Origin of the sequence: Crocosphaera sp. UHCC 0190 (assembly GCF_034932065.1) — a bacterium.
In the GTDB taxonomy this organism is placed as follows: Bacteria; Cyanobacteriota; Cyanobacteriia; order Cyanobacteriales; family Microcystaceae; genus UHCC-0190.
The window spans coordinates 39281-52858 of sequence record NZ_JAYGHP010000009.1 but is presented as its reverse complement, the minus strand read 5'-3'; the positions used below and the strand labels follow the sequence as shown (position 1 = coordinate 52858).

The 13578-nt window shown below is 37.9% G+C and carries 14 protein-coding genes; 10 read left to right on the top strand and 4 right to left on the bottom strand.

Annotated features, from left to right (window positions below):
* Window positions 1-24: 24 nt before the first annotated feature.
* The gene (locus VB715_RS13675) at window positions 25-1125 is read right to left on the bottom strand and encodes an NAD(P)/FAD-dependent oxidoreductase (protein ID WP_323301777.1); all 1101 of its coding nucleotides are present in this window, start codon (window positions 1123-1125) and stop codon (window positions 25-27) included.
* A gap of 264 nt (window positions 1126-1389) precedes the next feature.
* On the opposite strand from VB715_RS13675, the gene VB715_RS13670 reads away from it, so the two are divergent.
* From VB715_RS13670 to VB715_RS13655, 4 genes are all read left to right on the top strand, one after another.
* Window positions 1390-1893 (top strand): TIGR00725 family protein, encoded by a 504-nt coding sequence (locus VB715_RS13670; protein ID WP_323301776.1) that lies wholly within the window; start codon window positions 1390-1392, stop codon window positions 1891-1893.
* Between the two features lie 257 nt (window positions 1894-2150).
* A complete protein-coding gene (locus VB715_RS13665; RefSeq protein WP_323301775.1) occupies window positions 2151-2618 on the top strand; it encodes a DUF29 domain-containing protein in 468 nt (155 codons plus the stop codon).
* A 190-nt stretch (window positions 2619-2808) separates the two neighbouring features.
* The gene (locus VB715_RS13660) at window positions 2809-3411 is read left to right on the top strand and encodes a superoxide dismutase (protein WP_323301774.1); all 603 of its coding nucleotides are present in this window, start codon (window positions 2809-2811) and stop codon (window positions 3409-3411) included.
* 176 nt (window positions 3412-3587) lie between these two features.
* Window positions 3588-6167 (top strand): cation-translocating P-type ATPase, encoded by a 2580-nt coding sequence (locus tag VB715_RS13655; protein WP_323301773.1) that lies wholly within the window; start codon window positions 3588-3590, stop codon window positions 6165-6167.
* Window positions 6168-6282: 115 nt separating this feature from the next.
* Here VB715_RS13655 and VB715_RS13650 read toward each other — a convergent pair whose 3' ends face one another.
* Window positions 6283-6957: a pentapeptide repeat-containing protein gene (locus tag VB715_RS13650; protein WP_323301772.1), complete on the bottom strand. Its 675-nt coding sequence runs from the start codon at window positions 6955-6957 to the stop codon at window positions 6283-6285.
* Window positions 6958-7220: 263 nt separating this feature from the next.
* On the opposite strand from VB715_RS13650, the gene VB715_RS13645 reads away from it, so the two are divergent.
* The 6 genes from VB715_RS13645 (at window position 7221) to VB715_RS13620 (ending at window position 12785) form a co-directional block, all read left to right on the top strand.
* Entirely contained in the window at window positions 7221-8108 is an 888-nt protein-coding gene (locus VB715_RS13645; protein WP_323301771.1) for a 2OG-Fe(II) oxygenase, read from the top strand.
* A gap of 68 nt (window positions 8109-8176) precedes the next feature.
* A complete protein-coding gene (locus VB715_RS13640; protein ID WP_323301770.1) occupies window positions 8177-9589 on the top strand; it encodes a hypothetical protein in 1413 nt (470 codons plus the stop codon).
* Window positions 9590-9665: 76 nt separating this feature from the next.
* Window positions 9666-9761, top strand: coding sequence for a photosystem II reaction center protein T (locus tag VB715_RS13635; RefSeq protein WP_010873362.1), 96 nt, complete (start codon window positions 9666-9668; stop codon window positions 9759-9761).
* A 189-nt stretch (window positions 9762-9950) separates the two neighbouring features.
* The gene (gene nrdR, locus VB715_RS13630; protein ID WP_323301769.1) at window positions 9951-10517 is read left to right on the top strand and encodes a transcriptional regulator NrdR; all 567 of its coding nucleotides are present in this window, start codon (window positions 9951-9953) and stop codon (window positions 10515-10517) included.
* Between the two features lie 111 nt (window positions 10518-10628).
* Window positions 10629-11993: a TrkH family potassium uptake protein gene (locus tag VB715_RS13625; protein ID WP_323301768.1), complete on the top strand. Its 1365-nt coding sequence runs from the start codon at window positions 10629-10631 to the stop codon at window positions 11991-11993.
* 102 nt (window positions 11994-12095) lie between these two features.
* Entirely contained in the window at window positions 12096-12785 is a 690-nt protein-coding gene (locus VB715_RS13620; protein WP_323301767.1) for a TrkA family potassium uptake protein, read from the top strand.
* Here the strand turns inward: VB715_RS13620 and VB715_RS13615 are convergent.
* Window positions 12782-13330, bottom strand: a complete 549-nt coding sequence (locus VB715_RS13615) for a dCMP deaminase family protein (protein WP_323301766.1) — start codon at window positions 13328-13330, stop codon at window positions 12782-12784. The genes VB715_RS13620 and VB715_RS13615 overlap by 4 nt on opposite strands.
* Window positions 13331-13359: 29 nt before the next feature.
* Window positions 13360-13572, bottom strand: coding sequence for a hypothetical protein (locus VB715_RS13610; protein WP_323301765.1), 213 nt, complete (start codon window positions 13570-13572; stop codon window positions 13360-13362).
* Between the last annotated feature and the right edge of the window lie 6 nt (window positions 13573-13578).

Genomic DNA, 13578 nt, shown 5'->3' with positions numbered 1-13578 from the left:
ATTGCCCACCCTACCTGCAAAATTTTATTCAATTTTTTGGAGAAGATAATTCCCTGCTGCGAGTCCCGATAAAGTCGCTTTTTCTAAATTTAGGGACAAGTCAAGGGATGGCATAGCTGAAAATACATCTCCTGCCATTATTAATAAACCAGGTTGATCTAGTGGCAAATACAATTCTCCATAGACGGTTTTAGGGTGACTATAACGCCATCGATGAACTTGATAGTCAACCACTGTTGAACCTAACCAAGAAGTTGCTACTTTTAACAACTTTTCGACAACTAAAGAGTCCTCTGTATCCCAATTATTTTGACTAAATTCGGGTGTAGAATGCAAGGTAACAGCAAAACCTTCGGGAGAAATACCTTTCTTGTGATTACAAGCTATCCAAGCTAAAGAATAATCCTTAAGTCGTAACCCTCCTGGTTTTGGAATTAAACTCAATTTATCGAGTAATAATAAAACAGTCATACAAGGATAATAAGTAACTTGTTCAAGACGGGATTTTATTGGGGATGGTAAAGTTATGTCAGAGTCTTCAAGTAATGCTAAAGATTGGGGAATAGGAGGTGTCATGATGAGAATATTTGCTTGAAAACCATGTCCTTTTTCTGTTTCAATAGTCCAAGAGTCAGCTTCCCAGATAATCTTAATTACTCTTGTTTGAAGATGAACATCTAAGTCTTTAGCTAAATATTGTGCCAAATTACGATTACTTTCAACACCGCAATAGCAAGGCTTTTCAATATTAGTTAATTGTTTTGACCATTCCTTTATTATACCCTGTTCAAGCCATTGATCTACCCATTTTTGAAATTGGGGGTCACTGACAGTAAAAAACTGCGCCCCGTAGTCAAAAACGCCTTGACCATAGGATTCATTACGAATGCGACGAGTAGCTAAACGTCCACCAATTCCTCGTCCCTTGTCTAGAATTGTAACTTTTATTCCCTGACGTTGCAGCATATTTCCTGCAATTAATCCTGAAATGCCACCACCAATAATGAGGCATGATTTTTGTTCGTTAGTTGTAGATTTCATTTCTTTTATTTGACAAATGGGTTTATGATCAGGTAAAGCAATAATGATAATATCACCACAGGCAAGATGATTAGCTTGGGTCATTTTTATCCCCAATTATAGTTAATCCTTGATTTTTTAAGTATCTCTAAAGATATAGGCTGATTATCCGATGGTGCGTTATACTAAAGCTACAATATTATATCTTTATCTCGATATTTCTATTCTTAAACCTCAAGAATTTTTGACTCGCTATTTTAGTCAATAAACAAATTCTGGTGGGTTACGATGGATTTTAAACAATCAGTTATTTTCATAAATTCTTGCCACCTAACCCACCCTACTTGTTAATGAGAAACCGAATAAATTATGAGAAAACCAATTATTGGAGTTATGGGGCCAGGAGAATTAGCAACAGAGACAGACATTAAAAACGCCTACGAATTAGGAAAATTAATTGCTCAAGAAGGCTGGATATTATTAACAGGTGGACGCAATGTAGGGGTAATGGATGCAGCAAGCAAAGGGGCCAAAGAATTCGGGGGGTTAACTATCGGAATTTTACCTGATAATAATACTAAAAATCTCTCTGAGTTTATTGATATTCCTATTGTGACTGATTTAGGTAACGCTCGAAATAACATTAATGTATTATCTTCTGATGTTATAATTGCTTGTGGAATGGGGTTAGGAACTGCATCAGAAATAGCTTTAGCATTGAAAAATAATAAACCTGTTATTTTCTTAAATGAAAACCCAGAAAGTAAACATTTTTTTAAACAACTATCGCCTAATTTAGTAACTTTAGCAATTAATCCTCAAAAAGCTATTAATAATGTTCAAAAAATGCTTAATGACAATCATTATTCTTGATATTTCTTATCTTATTAAACTAAAATCAACCTAGTTTATCTCTAAGTTTATATATAGCAATCAGGTTTGGCGTTATGAGAAAATTAGGAGGATTTAACAGTGTTAAATCCCTACAAGGGTATATTGGTAGGGACATAATACCATTATGTCCTAGTATGTTTTTGCTTCTCACATATCATTACTGATTGCTATATAATCTAGATGATAGAATGAGCTATAATGGTTTTAGGGAAGGTCAAGAATAACGGTAAGGCATCATGAATATATCAACAGTACATAATCTCAAAGAATTGTATGAAATTGACGATTATCTATGGATCAGAGAAACCCTAAAATTGTTAAGAGAAAAAAGGTTTAATGAATTAGATTTAGAAAATTTAATTGAGGAGTTAGATGATTTAGGAAGCGAAAAAAAGCATAAAATAGAAAGCCTATTAGAACAGATTATTCGTCATTTGCTGATGATAGAATATTGGCATAATGAGAATGAAATAAATTATCGAAACTGGTGTGCGGAAGTGATCGGTTTTCGTACTCAAATTAATAGACGTATGACAACGAATTTCTATAATTATCTTGAGGAGAATCTTTCTATTATTTATAAGAAAGCACGTAAATATGTTTCAGTTAAATCAGGATTAGATACTTTCCCCCAAGAATGCCCCTATACAATACAACAATTGTTAGATGAAGATTGGTTCTGTGAAAAAATAAATCAAATGTAAGGATAAACACCAAAATCTAGAAAGTATATCTACTTAATTTGGATTCGGTAACGTTTTAAGCTAAGATCTAAGTATTAAGTTTTATTGCAGTCAGCCTCAGACCGTATTCATACGCAAAAGTCTGAGCAATGACAAACATAACTTAATAAATAATGATTAATCGAAGCAATCGACAGAGGATTGAACACCCATGGCTTACGAACTTCCTACATTACCTTTCGACTATACTGCATTAGAACCCCATATTTCTAAAAGTACCTTAGAATTCCATCACGATAAGCATCATGCAGCTTACGTCACTAACTACAATAATGCAGTTAAAGGGACTGATTTAGACAGTAAAACCCTTGAAGAAGTTATCAAACATATTGCGGGTGATGCTTCTAAACAAGGACTATTTAATAATGCTGCCCAAGCATGGAATCATTCCTTTTATTGGAATTGTATCAAACCTAATGGTGGTGGCACTCCAACTGGCGCATTAGCTGATAAAATTAAAGCTGATTTTGGTAGCTTTGAAAAGTTTGTTGAAGCCTTCAAAAGTGCAGGTGCTACTCAATTTGGTAGCGGTTGGGCTTGGTTAGTATTAGATAATGGTACCTTAAAAGTTACCAAAACCCCTAATGCAGACAACCCCATGACGGCTGGACAAATTCCCTTATTAACAATGGATGTTTGGGAACACGCCTATTATTTAGATTACCAAAATAAGCGTCCTGCTTACATGGATACTTTTGTTAGTAGCTTAATAAATTGGGACTTTGTGGCAGCTAATTATGCCAAAGTTGCCTAATTCTCTTAATTAAAAAGTCTCTTAGTAGGGTGGGCAATGCCCACCCTTATTTTTGGGGTAGGATTATGTTTATATAGCTAGTCTAAATTATTCGCGCACAAGTAAAATACATCCTGCCGGTGACAAGCTAGAAGATTGTTCCACATCAGCATAAAAATTACTATATACAACCGTTTATGACTAATTTACCAGATCCTAACACCCCAATGGGTTTATCCGATCTAGAGGCTGCCCAAAGACTCAAACAAGACGGTTACAACGAACTCCCCACCAGTAAACGAGGTGGCTTATTGGCGATCGCCTTAGAAGTCCTCAGCGAACCCATTTTCTTATTATTAGTCGCTTGTGGCATCATTTATTGGTTACTCGGAGACAGACAAGAAGCCTTGATATTGCTAGGTTTCATCTTCTTTATTATGGGGATCACCCTCTATCAAGACCAAAAAACCGAAAGTGCCTTAGACGCATTACGAGATCTCTCTAGTCCTCGCGCTTCCGTCATCAGAGATGGACAAAAACAACGCATTGCCGGACGGGAAGTGGTACGAGGGGATATTTTAATATTATCAGAAGGCGACCGTGTGCCAGCCGATGCCCTCCTATTCTCGTCTACTAATATAACCGCCGATGAATCCTTATTAACCGGAGAATCTCTCCCCGTTAGAAAAGTATCAGGAAACTCTCAAACCCCCATAGACCACCCAGGAGGGGATGACTTACCCTTTGTTTATTCCGGGACTTTGATCGTTCAGGGCCAAGGTATGGCCGAAGTTAAAGCCATCGGTCCTCAAACAGAATTAGGTAAAATTGGCAAAGCGTTACAAACCGTTACCACCGAAGACACCCCCTTACAACGGGAAACTAAAGATTTAGTTAATAAATTAATTTGGATTGCGATCGCCATTTGTCTGGCCGTAATTGTCATTTATGGTCTAACCAGAGGTAATTGGTTACAGGGATTTTTAGCCGGAATTGCCCTAGCAATGGCGATTTTGCCCAATGAATTCCCCGTTGTCTTGACCATTTTTCTGGCGTTAGGGGCCTGGCGAATTTCTCAAAATCGCGTTTTAACCCGCAGAATGCCGGCCGTTGAAACCTTGGGTTCTGCAACTGTTCTTTGTGTCGATAAAACAGGAACCCTAACCTTAAATCAAATGTCTGTGCATCAGATGGTTGCGTTTAAGGACTCCCCCTTTAATGCTTATAACTATGATTTGACCCTTCATGAACGAGAAGCTTTACCGGAAGCGGTTCATGGGTTAATTGAGTTTAGTATTTTAGCCAGTCAGAAAGATCCTTTTGATCCGATGGAAAAGGCATTTAAACAGCTAGGGGATGATTATTTAGCCAATACTGAGCATATTCATAAGAATTGGACTCTGGTGCATGAATATCCTCTCTCTCCTGAATTATTAGCCATGTCTAGGGTTTGGCAGTCATCAGATAACTCAAATTATGTCATTGCCGCAAAAGGGGCCCCCGAAGCGATCGCCGATTTGTGTCATTTTGATCCTAACTTGCGAGAAGAACTCTCTCAACACATTCAATGCCTTGCAAATCAAGGGTTACGGGTTTTAGGGGTAGCTAGAGGAAAAGGGGTTCATCCTGATGTTTTAGTCAAAAATGACCTTCCTCAACAACAACATGACTTTCAATTTGAATTTTTAGGATTAATTGGATTAGCTGATCCAGTACGTCCTACCGTAGCACAATCTATTAAAGAATGTTACACCGCAGGAATTCGAGTAGTGATGATTACGGGAGACTATCCAGGAACAGCCCAGAAAATTGCGCGAGAAATAGGGTTAAATGCCAGTAATTCAGTCATTACAGGGCAAGAACTGCAAGAAATGGGGGATAACGAATTACTCGGACGCATCCAAACGGTGAATATCTTTGCACGTATGGTTCCTGAACAGAAACTCCGTCTCGTCAATGCGTTGAAGAAAAACGGCGAAATCGTTGCTATGACAGGAGATGGGGTCAATGATGCCCCGGCCTTGAAGTCTGCTCAAATTGGTATTGCGATGGGTGGTAGAGGCACAGATGTCGCCAGGGAATCAGCAGATTTAGTGTTATTAGATGATGATTTTGCTTCTATAGTCCAATCAGTAAAATTAGGGCGGCGTATCTTCGACAATCTTAAAAAAGCGATGGCTTACACCTTAGCCATTCATGTTCCTATTGCTGGAATGTCTTTAATTCCGGTTTTATTAAAATGGCCCCTGGTTTTACTTCCTATTCATATTGCTTTTTTGCATTTAATCATTGATCCTGCCTGTTCCATCGTTTTTGAAGCTGAATCAGCCGAATACAATGTGATGAAGCGTCCCCCCCGTGACCCCAAAATTCCCCTATTTAGTCGTGAGATGTTGGGGTTAAGTGTGTTGCAAGGGGTTGGGGTATTGTTAATTCTTGTGATTATCTTTGCGATCGCCCTTTATCGAGGACAGGGAGAACAAGAGGCCCGCGCTTTTGCCTTTACTACCCTAATTGTGGCAAATTTAAGCTTAATTCTCACTAACCGATCTTGGTCAAGAACCATTGTAGAAACAGTACAAGCCCCGAATCCCGCTCTCTGGTGGGTTATTGGCGGTGCGATCGTGTTTATGGGGTTGGTGTTATATATTCCTTTTTTGCGTCACCTCTTTCGTTTTTCGACGCTTCATCCTCTAGATTTAGGGATTTGTTTAGTAGGAGGGATGATTAGTATATTGTGGTTTGAGTGGCTTAAAACTAGCAAAAAATCAAAATAATTACTATCAATAACAACAGGAAAGCAGAAAAGTAAACCAATCAATATAGTCGTTAAAGTTGCTTTTTGCACCTTCATTATCATTGATTTATTCTCCTATAAATCACAATTTAACTCTAAGGATGAATGGTTCCATCAGGCAAAATTGCCCCCCTTAAAATTGTCCCCGTTAACTTCACTAAAATTCGATTACCTGCACTCACTTTTGCCCCTGATAAATCCGCCTCACTTAAATCTGCCCCACTCAAATCCGCCCCGATTAAATTAACTTCCTGTAAATTAGCTTGACGTAAATTAGCTTGAAGTAAATTAGCCCGAAATAAATTAGCCCGAAACAAATTAGCCTGTTCTAAATTAACTTTATGCAAAAAAGTATCACTCAAATCCGCATAACTTAAATTCGCTTGAATGAGTGTTCTACCCGATAAATCTTTTTCTTTTAAATTAGCCCCCCTCAAATCAACTCCCGTTAAATCTCGATAATAAGGGCGTTGTGCTTGACTTTCAGAAGGACGACGATCACGATAAACAGAAGAAGGAGAAGGTTTTTCCTGACTCACTTGAGTACGACTCGACGGTTGAGATAATACTTGAATTGACTTAAGTTGTTCACGAGCGTGATTAATTTCTTGCAGTTTAGCCACCGCTTTAGCTAATAATCGCTCATTATCCTTCGGAAGACGATCAGGATGCCAAATAAACGCCAAGTCTCGATAGGCTTGGTTAATTTCCTCAAGGGATGCGCCTATCTGTAATCCTAACACTTTGTAATACCGTTCTAATTCTTTCATTACCACACTACTAGACTGACAATCTTACCAATGCAGAGGGGGGTTAGGAAGGTTGGGTAATTGGGGCGTGTGATCCCTGAATTGGCTATATCTTTCAGGATAAATGCTGTTTAAGAAAATGGGGCTTAAGAGATCAGAAAAATTTGGGCATTCTAGACTTATGTTAGAAAATGCTGAATTTTAATCATTGTCTTGGTACTAAAGTTCTATTGCACTATTATTCTAACGAATAAAAACCATAGTAATATTTGAGGATTTATTCAATGTTTTCAGAAAAAAGTGTTATCCCCAATGGAGTAAGAAATGAATTAGGGTCAATTATCCCTGAAAATTACTCATCTATAGACAGGCTTCAATCTTTAGTTGCTCAATCCTTTGATACCCTTGAAAGTATTCTTAATAATCCAGAATTTTCGGCACAAGATAAGGCAGCAGTCGCCCTAAAAATCTTAGAGATGGTGGGAACATCACCGCAATTAACCAACAGTCTCTCTCTGCCAAATGCTTGCTGTCAGAAGACTTCATCGCCATCCTCAACCTTGTTGCACTCAAATAATTTACCAGCAAAATACTATCAAATTGATAACTTTTTATCTCCAAAAGAAAACCAAAAATTGTTAGAAATTGCCCTTCAATATTCCGATAATTTTATCGGCTCTACCACCTCAACACAAGCCTCAGATTATCGGAAGTCTGCGGTGCTTTATGCAACATTTTTTCCTGAATTCTATCAAATTATTCGCCAGAAACTTTTGGGGATGATCGGGGGGATACTCAAACAATTAAATCATCCTTCATTTTCTATCAGTGAAGTTGAAATGCAGCTAACGGCGCACAATGATGGTTGTTATTATAAAATTCATAATGATTCTGGTTCCCCAGAAACTTGTACTCGTGAATTCACCTATGTCTACTACTTTTATCGAGAACCAAAATCTTTCTCTGGTGGAGAATTAAGGATTTATGAAACTGACTTACAAGAGACTTCTCTAGAAAGACATGAAAATTTCCAAATTGTTGAACCCCGTAATAATAGTATTGTCTTTTTTGATAGTCGCAGTAAACATGAAGTAATGCCCGTAAGTTGTTCTTCTCGAATCTTTGCAAATAGTCGCTTTACTATTAATGGATGGTTGCGCCGTGGAGAATAATTTATGTTCGCACTCCCTTAAAAATAGCTATATAATCGGTGACGAGATCGATTTATAAGGTTAAGCGAATGAATGTAAAAAATCTCGATACAGTCTGGGCGAAACGATTACTATGGGTGGGTATCGGGATTACCTTAACGATTTTTTTGGTTAATTTTTATTTGGTGGGGTTTGGAGTCTATGGGGACGGTATTGGTTATTATACGCCCCTCCGTTCCCTGGTTTTCGATGGCGATCTCAAAATTTCTAATGAATATGAATACTTATCTCACTCTGCCTCTAATTTTGGGGGTGGTGTGCGAGTGGATAAAGAAATCCCCGAATATAGTAAATATACTTTAGGTCTGGGCTTAGTCCTTTCTCCCTTCTTTGCTGTGGGACATTTCGCCACCTTGATCTTAAATGCTTTAGGGGTAGATGTGGCTGTCAATGGTTTATCTTGGCCTTATGAATTATTTTATTGTTTAGGTAGCATTGGGTTAGGCATTACGGGACTGGTAATTTGTTACAAAGGGGCCCGACGTTTTTTTAGTCATAATGCTTGTATTTTAGGGGTGGCAGGGGTTTGGTTTGCTTCTCCCCTCAGTTTTTACCTGACTTTAGAAACTTCGATGTCTCATGCTGTATCGCAGTTTTTGATTTCTATGTTTTTTTACATCTGGATAGCAACCCCTTGGCTTAAACAACGCCGTCAACAGGTTTTAATGGGACTGATTTTAGGGTTAGCAGGGTTTGTTCGTCCTCAAGATATTCTATTTGCTATTGTGCCTATTTTAACGGTGGTTTGGGGGCTGATTTCTCGATGGGTTTCTCAAAAGAGTGGAGGAAGTGTGGGAAGACAAGAAGGAATTTCAAAGACTAAGTTAATTTGGCCAGGGTTGAGTCCTTTAATGATTATTGGGTTGGTAGCAATTTTGATGCAGTTGCCCCAATTTTTGATCTATCAGTGGCAATTTGGCAGTTTTTTTGATATACCCTATTTACAGGAAGGAACAGCAGAAGGCCATCAAGGGAGTTTTCAATTTAGTAACCCCCAAATTCTCAATGTCCTATTTTCGGGGTTTCATGGCTTGTTTTCCTGGCACCCCTTACTATTGGTGTCAATTATTGGCTTAATCTTAGTTAGCCGCAAATTTCCTCAGTTAGTTGGCATTATGTTAACCGCTTTTGCCATGCAAGTGTATTTGGTCGCTGCTTGGTGGTGTTGGTGGCAAGGTTCGAGTTTTGGAGGGAGAATGTTTGCCAACTGTAGCTTTATTTTTGTGATGGGGTTGGCGGCCTTTTGGGATTATTTTCCCCGTCCGAGTTGGCAACGTTTCGGTTTAATCTCAACAGTATTTTTTATGATTTGGAATGGTCTATTGGGGTTACAGTATGACTCAGGGATGATTCCCTCAGAAGCTCCGGTAACGATGGGACAAATTATCCAGAATCAACTGTTTGTCCTTCCCTATTTCCTCAATCATGTCTTTAATCGTTAGGAAAAATACAATTTAATTTAATTTTGTCAATTTTTTGATACACTAGAGACGCAAGTAATTTTAGGAAATTCTTAAGATGGAAAGCGTCGCTTATATCTTAGTTTTAACCATGGCCCTCGCTGTGTTGTTCTTCGCCATTGCGTTTCGGGAACCCCCCCGCATCGAAAAATAAATTTCGATTATCAATTCAATTAAAGTTAACCCCTTTAATATACCTCTGAGCCGCGACTATTTTCCTGATTTGATTTCAAGCAGGAGAATAAAAACGGCTCAGACTCTTGTATTTTTTGTTACTCCGTTGAATTTTGAATTTTCGTCTTACTCTCCTCCCTCCTAATTTTCCGTTGCTACGGATAGTCTTATGGAATGTCCCTATTGTCAGCATACCAATAGTCGTGTTTTAGAATCTCGTTCTTCTGAAGGTGGACAAAGTATTCGTCGTCGTCGGGAATGTTTAAAGTGTAAACATCGCTTTACCACTTATGAGCGTATTGAATTTGTTCCCATTACTGTTATTAAACATGATGGCAAAAAAGAATCTTTTGATTCCTCGAAACTTCTGCGGGGAATGGTGAGAGCTTGTGAAAAAACAGGAATTTCTCATCAGCGTCTTGAAACCATTGTGGATGATATTGAAGCACAACTACAACAGCGTCCCCAACGAGAAGTGAGCAGTCAAGAAATTGGAGAGTTAGTGTTGAAATATCTACGGCAAGAAAATGAGGTTGCTTACATTCGTTTTGCCTCTGTTTATGGCCGGTTTCAAGGTATTAAAGATTTCGTCGCTACCCTTCATCAACTTCAGGAAGAAACACCCCCATCTAGCATTGCCCAATGGTCTAAAGCTGGTTCTCAAGCTTCCGAACCTGACCTTTCTCCTGCTTCCTATTTAACCTTAACTCATCACGGGTCAGATAACTCTATTTAAGCTGAATCATTTCTTTTTTGAGCCGCCAAACTAAAGTTTAGTGGTTGATTAGGGTTGATCCTATGGTAAGGTGATAGGTCAATCAGTCTAATAACATGATTCTAACATACTATGACGATTGCTCGGACGATTTGTTTGGGTTTTCTGGCGGTAATTGCTGTGGGAACCTTACTATTAATGTTACCATTTTCCAGCCATGATGGGAGTTGGACAAATCCGATTATTGCTTTATTTACCTCGACTTCTGCTGTCTGTGTCACGGGGTTAATTGTGGTTGATACGGGGACTTATTTTTCCTTTTGGGGTCAACTGATTATAATGCTTTTAATTCAAGTGGGTGGGTTAGGTTATATGACTACAACCACATTTTTAATTTTACTGGTGGGAAGACGCTTTGATTTGCGGCAAAAATTAGCCATTAAAGAATCTTTTGATCGCCCTTTTCTTCAAGGAAATAGTCAGAGTTTAATTCGTTCCATTATTGCCACAACTCTGCTGTTTGAGTTGGCAGGAGCAATTATTATGTTGAATGAATTTTCACAAAAACATGAAACTTTAGAGGCACTTTGGTTTGCTGTTTTTCATAGTATAAGTGCTTGGAATAATGCAGGATTCGCACTATTAAAAGATAGTTTAGTGAGTTATCAAAGCTCATTTTCAATTAATTTTGCCATTACAATGCTAATTATTTTTGGAGGAATTGGCTATCAAGTTATTATTGAAATGTATTTGTTTTTGTCTCATAAAATTACCCAAAAACAAGAAAGAATGATTTTTTCCCTTAATTTTAAAGTTGTCACCAGTACCACTCTACTATTATTGATTTCTGGAACTATTGTTTTTTTATTAATTGAATATAATAATACTGATACCTTAGCCCCCCTCAATTTTAAAGATAAACTATTAGCTGCTTGGTTTCAATCTGTGACCACAAGAACAGCAGGTTTTAACAGCATTGATATTAGTCAAATGACTATCGCTGGATTATTTATTACCATGGGATTAATGTTTGTTGGAGCGAGTCCTAGCGGTACGGGTGGCGGCATTAAAACGACAACCCTTCGCATTTTAAGTGACTGCACTCGCTCAGTTTTACGAGGCAATGATGAAGTGGTAATGTATAAGCGAGAAGTTCCTATTTCCTTAGTATTAAAGGCTGTTGCTGTGGTCTTTGGTTCAACCAATCTTGTTGTTTTAATCACCTTTTCTATTTCCTTCATTGAAGCAAGTTTAAACCCTGATTTTTTTGAGGTTAATTTTAACTCTCTCCAAGTCTTATTTGAGGTGATTTCTGCTTTTGCGACTGTGGGACTTTCAACGGGAATTACTGCTAGTCTTTCCCCATTCTCTCAACTTTTATTAGTCCTAACCATGTATACTGGAAGGGTAGGAGTTCTCTTGTTAATGGCGGCGATTGTGGGTGATAGTCGTCCGAGGGTAATTCAATATCCTGAAGAAACTTTGCTTGTGGGATAATTACTCACCCTAATCATCTCGATCAAAAAGTAATTCTCATACCATAAACATGAAAAATAAGCAAGTAATTATAAGTTTTAAAATGAAGATAGGGGGGTTAATTTGAAATCCTTAAAATTTTTAGGTAGTCTTCGTCAAGAAAGTCGTCAATTTGCTGTCATTGGTTTAGGACGTTTTGGACGTGCTGTTTGCCAAACCCTTCATAAACTGGGGTATGAAGTGTTAGGAACTGATATTAAAGAGTCTCTAGTGGCGCAGGTTTTAGCAGAAAAAATGGCCTCTAGTGCTATTGAATTAGATTCTACTAAACCCAATGCTTTAAAAGAAGCAGGAATCTTTGAATTTGATACGGTAATTATTGCCATTGGCAACTATTTAGAGGAAAGTATTATTACAACTTTAAATGCAAAGGAAGGTGGTGTTAAACACGTTATTGCTAAAGCATCCTCTGATATTCATGGTAAACTATTAAAGCGAGTTGGGGCTGATATGGTGGTTTTTCCTGAATATGATGCGGGTTGTGAATTAGCCTATAAATTGACGAAACCTGCTATCTTAGAAAGGTTCGATCTTGATCCCGATCATAGTATTGTTGAAACTCGTATTCCTGAAGAATTTCATGGGAAAAGTATCGAAGAATTAAAACTTCGGAGTCGTTATCGAATTAGTGTTTTAGCAATTGGGAAAGAAGATAAATTTAAGATTAATCCTGAACCTCAAGAAAAACTTAATAAAGATTTAGTCATGGTAGTTATTGGTAATAATAAAGATATTCAAAGATTACCAATTTAAGGGTCTAATTTTTCCCTAGCAATGGAGGTAGTATTTAAAAGAAATAAGGCAGCATTTTTGGCTATTTCTTCTGATAACTTAATTTTAGTTAAAGTAACTAACCCATCTTCGAGGAAAGAATCTCTTACTAAAACTTTGTCTCCTTTGTTGAATTCTGTTTCATAAAAAACCTCTTTGATACCCGCAGAAATGATTAATTTCAAACAAGAAATACAGGGTTCTAAGGTAACATAAATAACGGCTCCATTGGTAGAAATTCCGTGTTTTGCTGCTTGTGCGATCGCGTTTGCTTCTGCATGAACTGCACGGGAAGGTAAGCTACTCGAAGCATCACAACTACTTAACCCAGGATAGCAGAAACCTTGGGCTGTACAATGTGCCGAACCTGATGGAGAACCATTATATCCTGTGGCCAATAATTGTCTATCTTTGACGATAACAGCACCCACAGGAAAGGCCAAACAAGTTGACCTGGTGGCAGCCAATTTAGCTATCATGATAAAGTATTCGTCCCAGGTAGGTCTTTGTTCTTCTAGAAATGTCATTGATATTTTTAAATAGGTAGTTATTTAGGTTAAGGCAAAAATTTATCGACAGTCTTTTGTTGAGGAAAAACAACTTTGGCATCATCCCACATTTCGTCAGGAATAGGCTGACTATCTGGATCTTCTAGGGCATTTTTTTCAATTTCCTCATTGGTCATCCCTTTAACTTTATCCCAATCAGTTTGACCCTTCATTGTTGCCCATTCTTGACGGGACACTCTGGTAATATTTTCTTTTTTCACGCTGGT

Coding starts and splice junctions, on each gene's coding strand:
- VB715_RS13675 (WP_323301777.1), bottom strand. CDS start 1,125: ATGACCCAAGCTAATCATCTTGCCTGTGGTGATATTATCATTATTGCT.
- VB715_RS13670 (WP_323301776.1), top strand. CDS start 1,390: ATGAGAAAACCAATTATTGGAGTTATGGGGCCAGGAGAATTAGCAACA.
- VB715_RS13665 (WP_323301775.1), top strand. CDS start 2,151: ATGAATATATCAACAGTACATAATCTCAAAGAATTGTATGAAATTGAC.
- VB715_RS13660 (WP_323301774.1), top strand. CDS start 2,809: ATGGCTTACGAACTTCCTACATTACCTTTCGACTATACTGCATTAGAA.
- VB715_RS13655 (WP_323301773.1), top strand. CDS start 3,588: ATGACTAATTTACCAGATCCTAACACCCCAATGGGTTTATCCGATCTA.
- VB715_RS13650 (WP_323301772.1), bottom strand. CDS start 6,957: ATGAAAGAATTAGAACGGTATTACAAAGTGTTAGGATTACAGATAGGC.
- VB715_RS13645 (WP_323301771.1), top strand. CDS start 7,221: ATGTTTTCAGAAAAAAGTGTTATCCCCAATGGAGTAAGAAATGAATTA.
- VB715_RS13640 (WP_323301770.1), top strand. CDS start 8,177: ATGAATGTAAAAAATCTCGATACAGTCTGGGCGAAACGATTACTATGG.
- VB715_RS13635 (WP_010873362.1), top strand. CDS start 9,666: ATGGAAAGCGTCGCTTATATCTTAGTTTTAACCATGGCCCTCGCTGTG.
- nrdR (WP_323301769.1), top strand. CDS start 9,951: ATGGAATGTCCCTATTGTCAGCATACCAATAGTCGTGTTTTAGAATCT.
- VB715_RS13625 (WP_323301768.1), top strand. CDS start 10,629: ATGACGATTGCTCGGACGATTTGTTTGGGTTTTCTGGCGGTAATTGCT.
- VB715_RS13615 (WP_323301766.1), bottom strand. CDS start 13,330: ATGACATTTCTAGAAGAACAAAGACCTACCTGGGACGAATACTTTATC.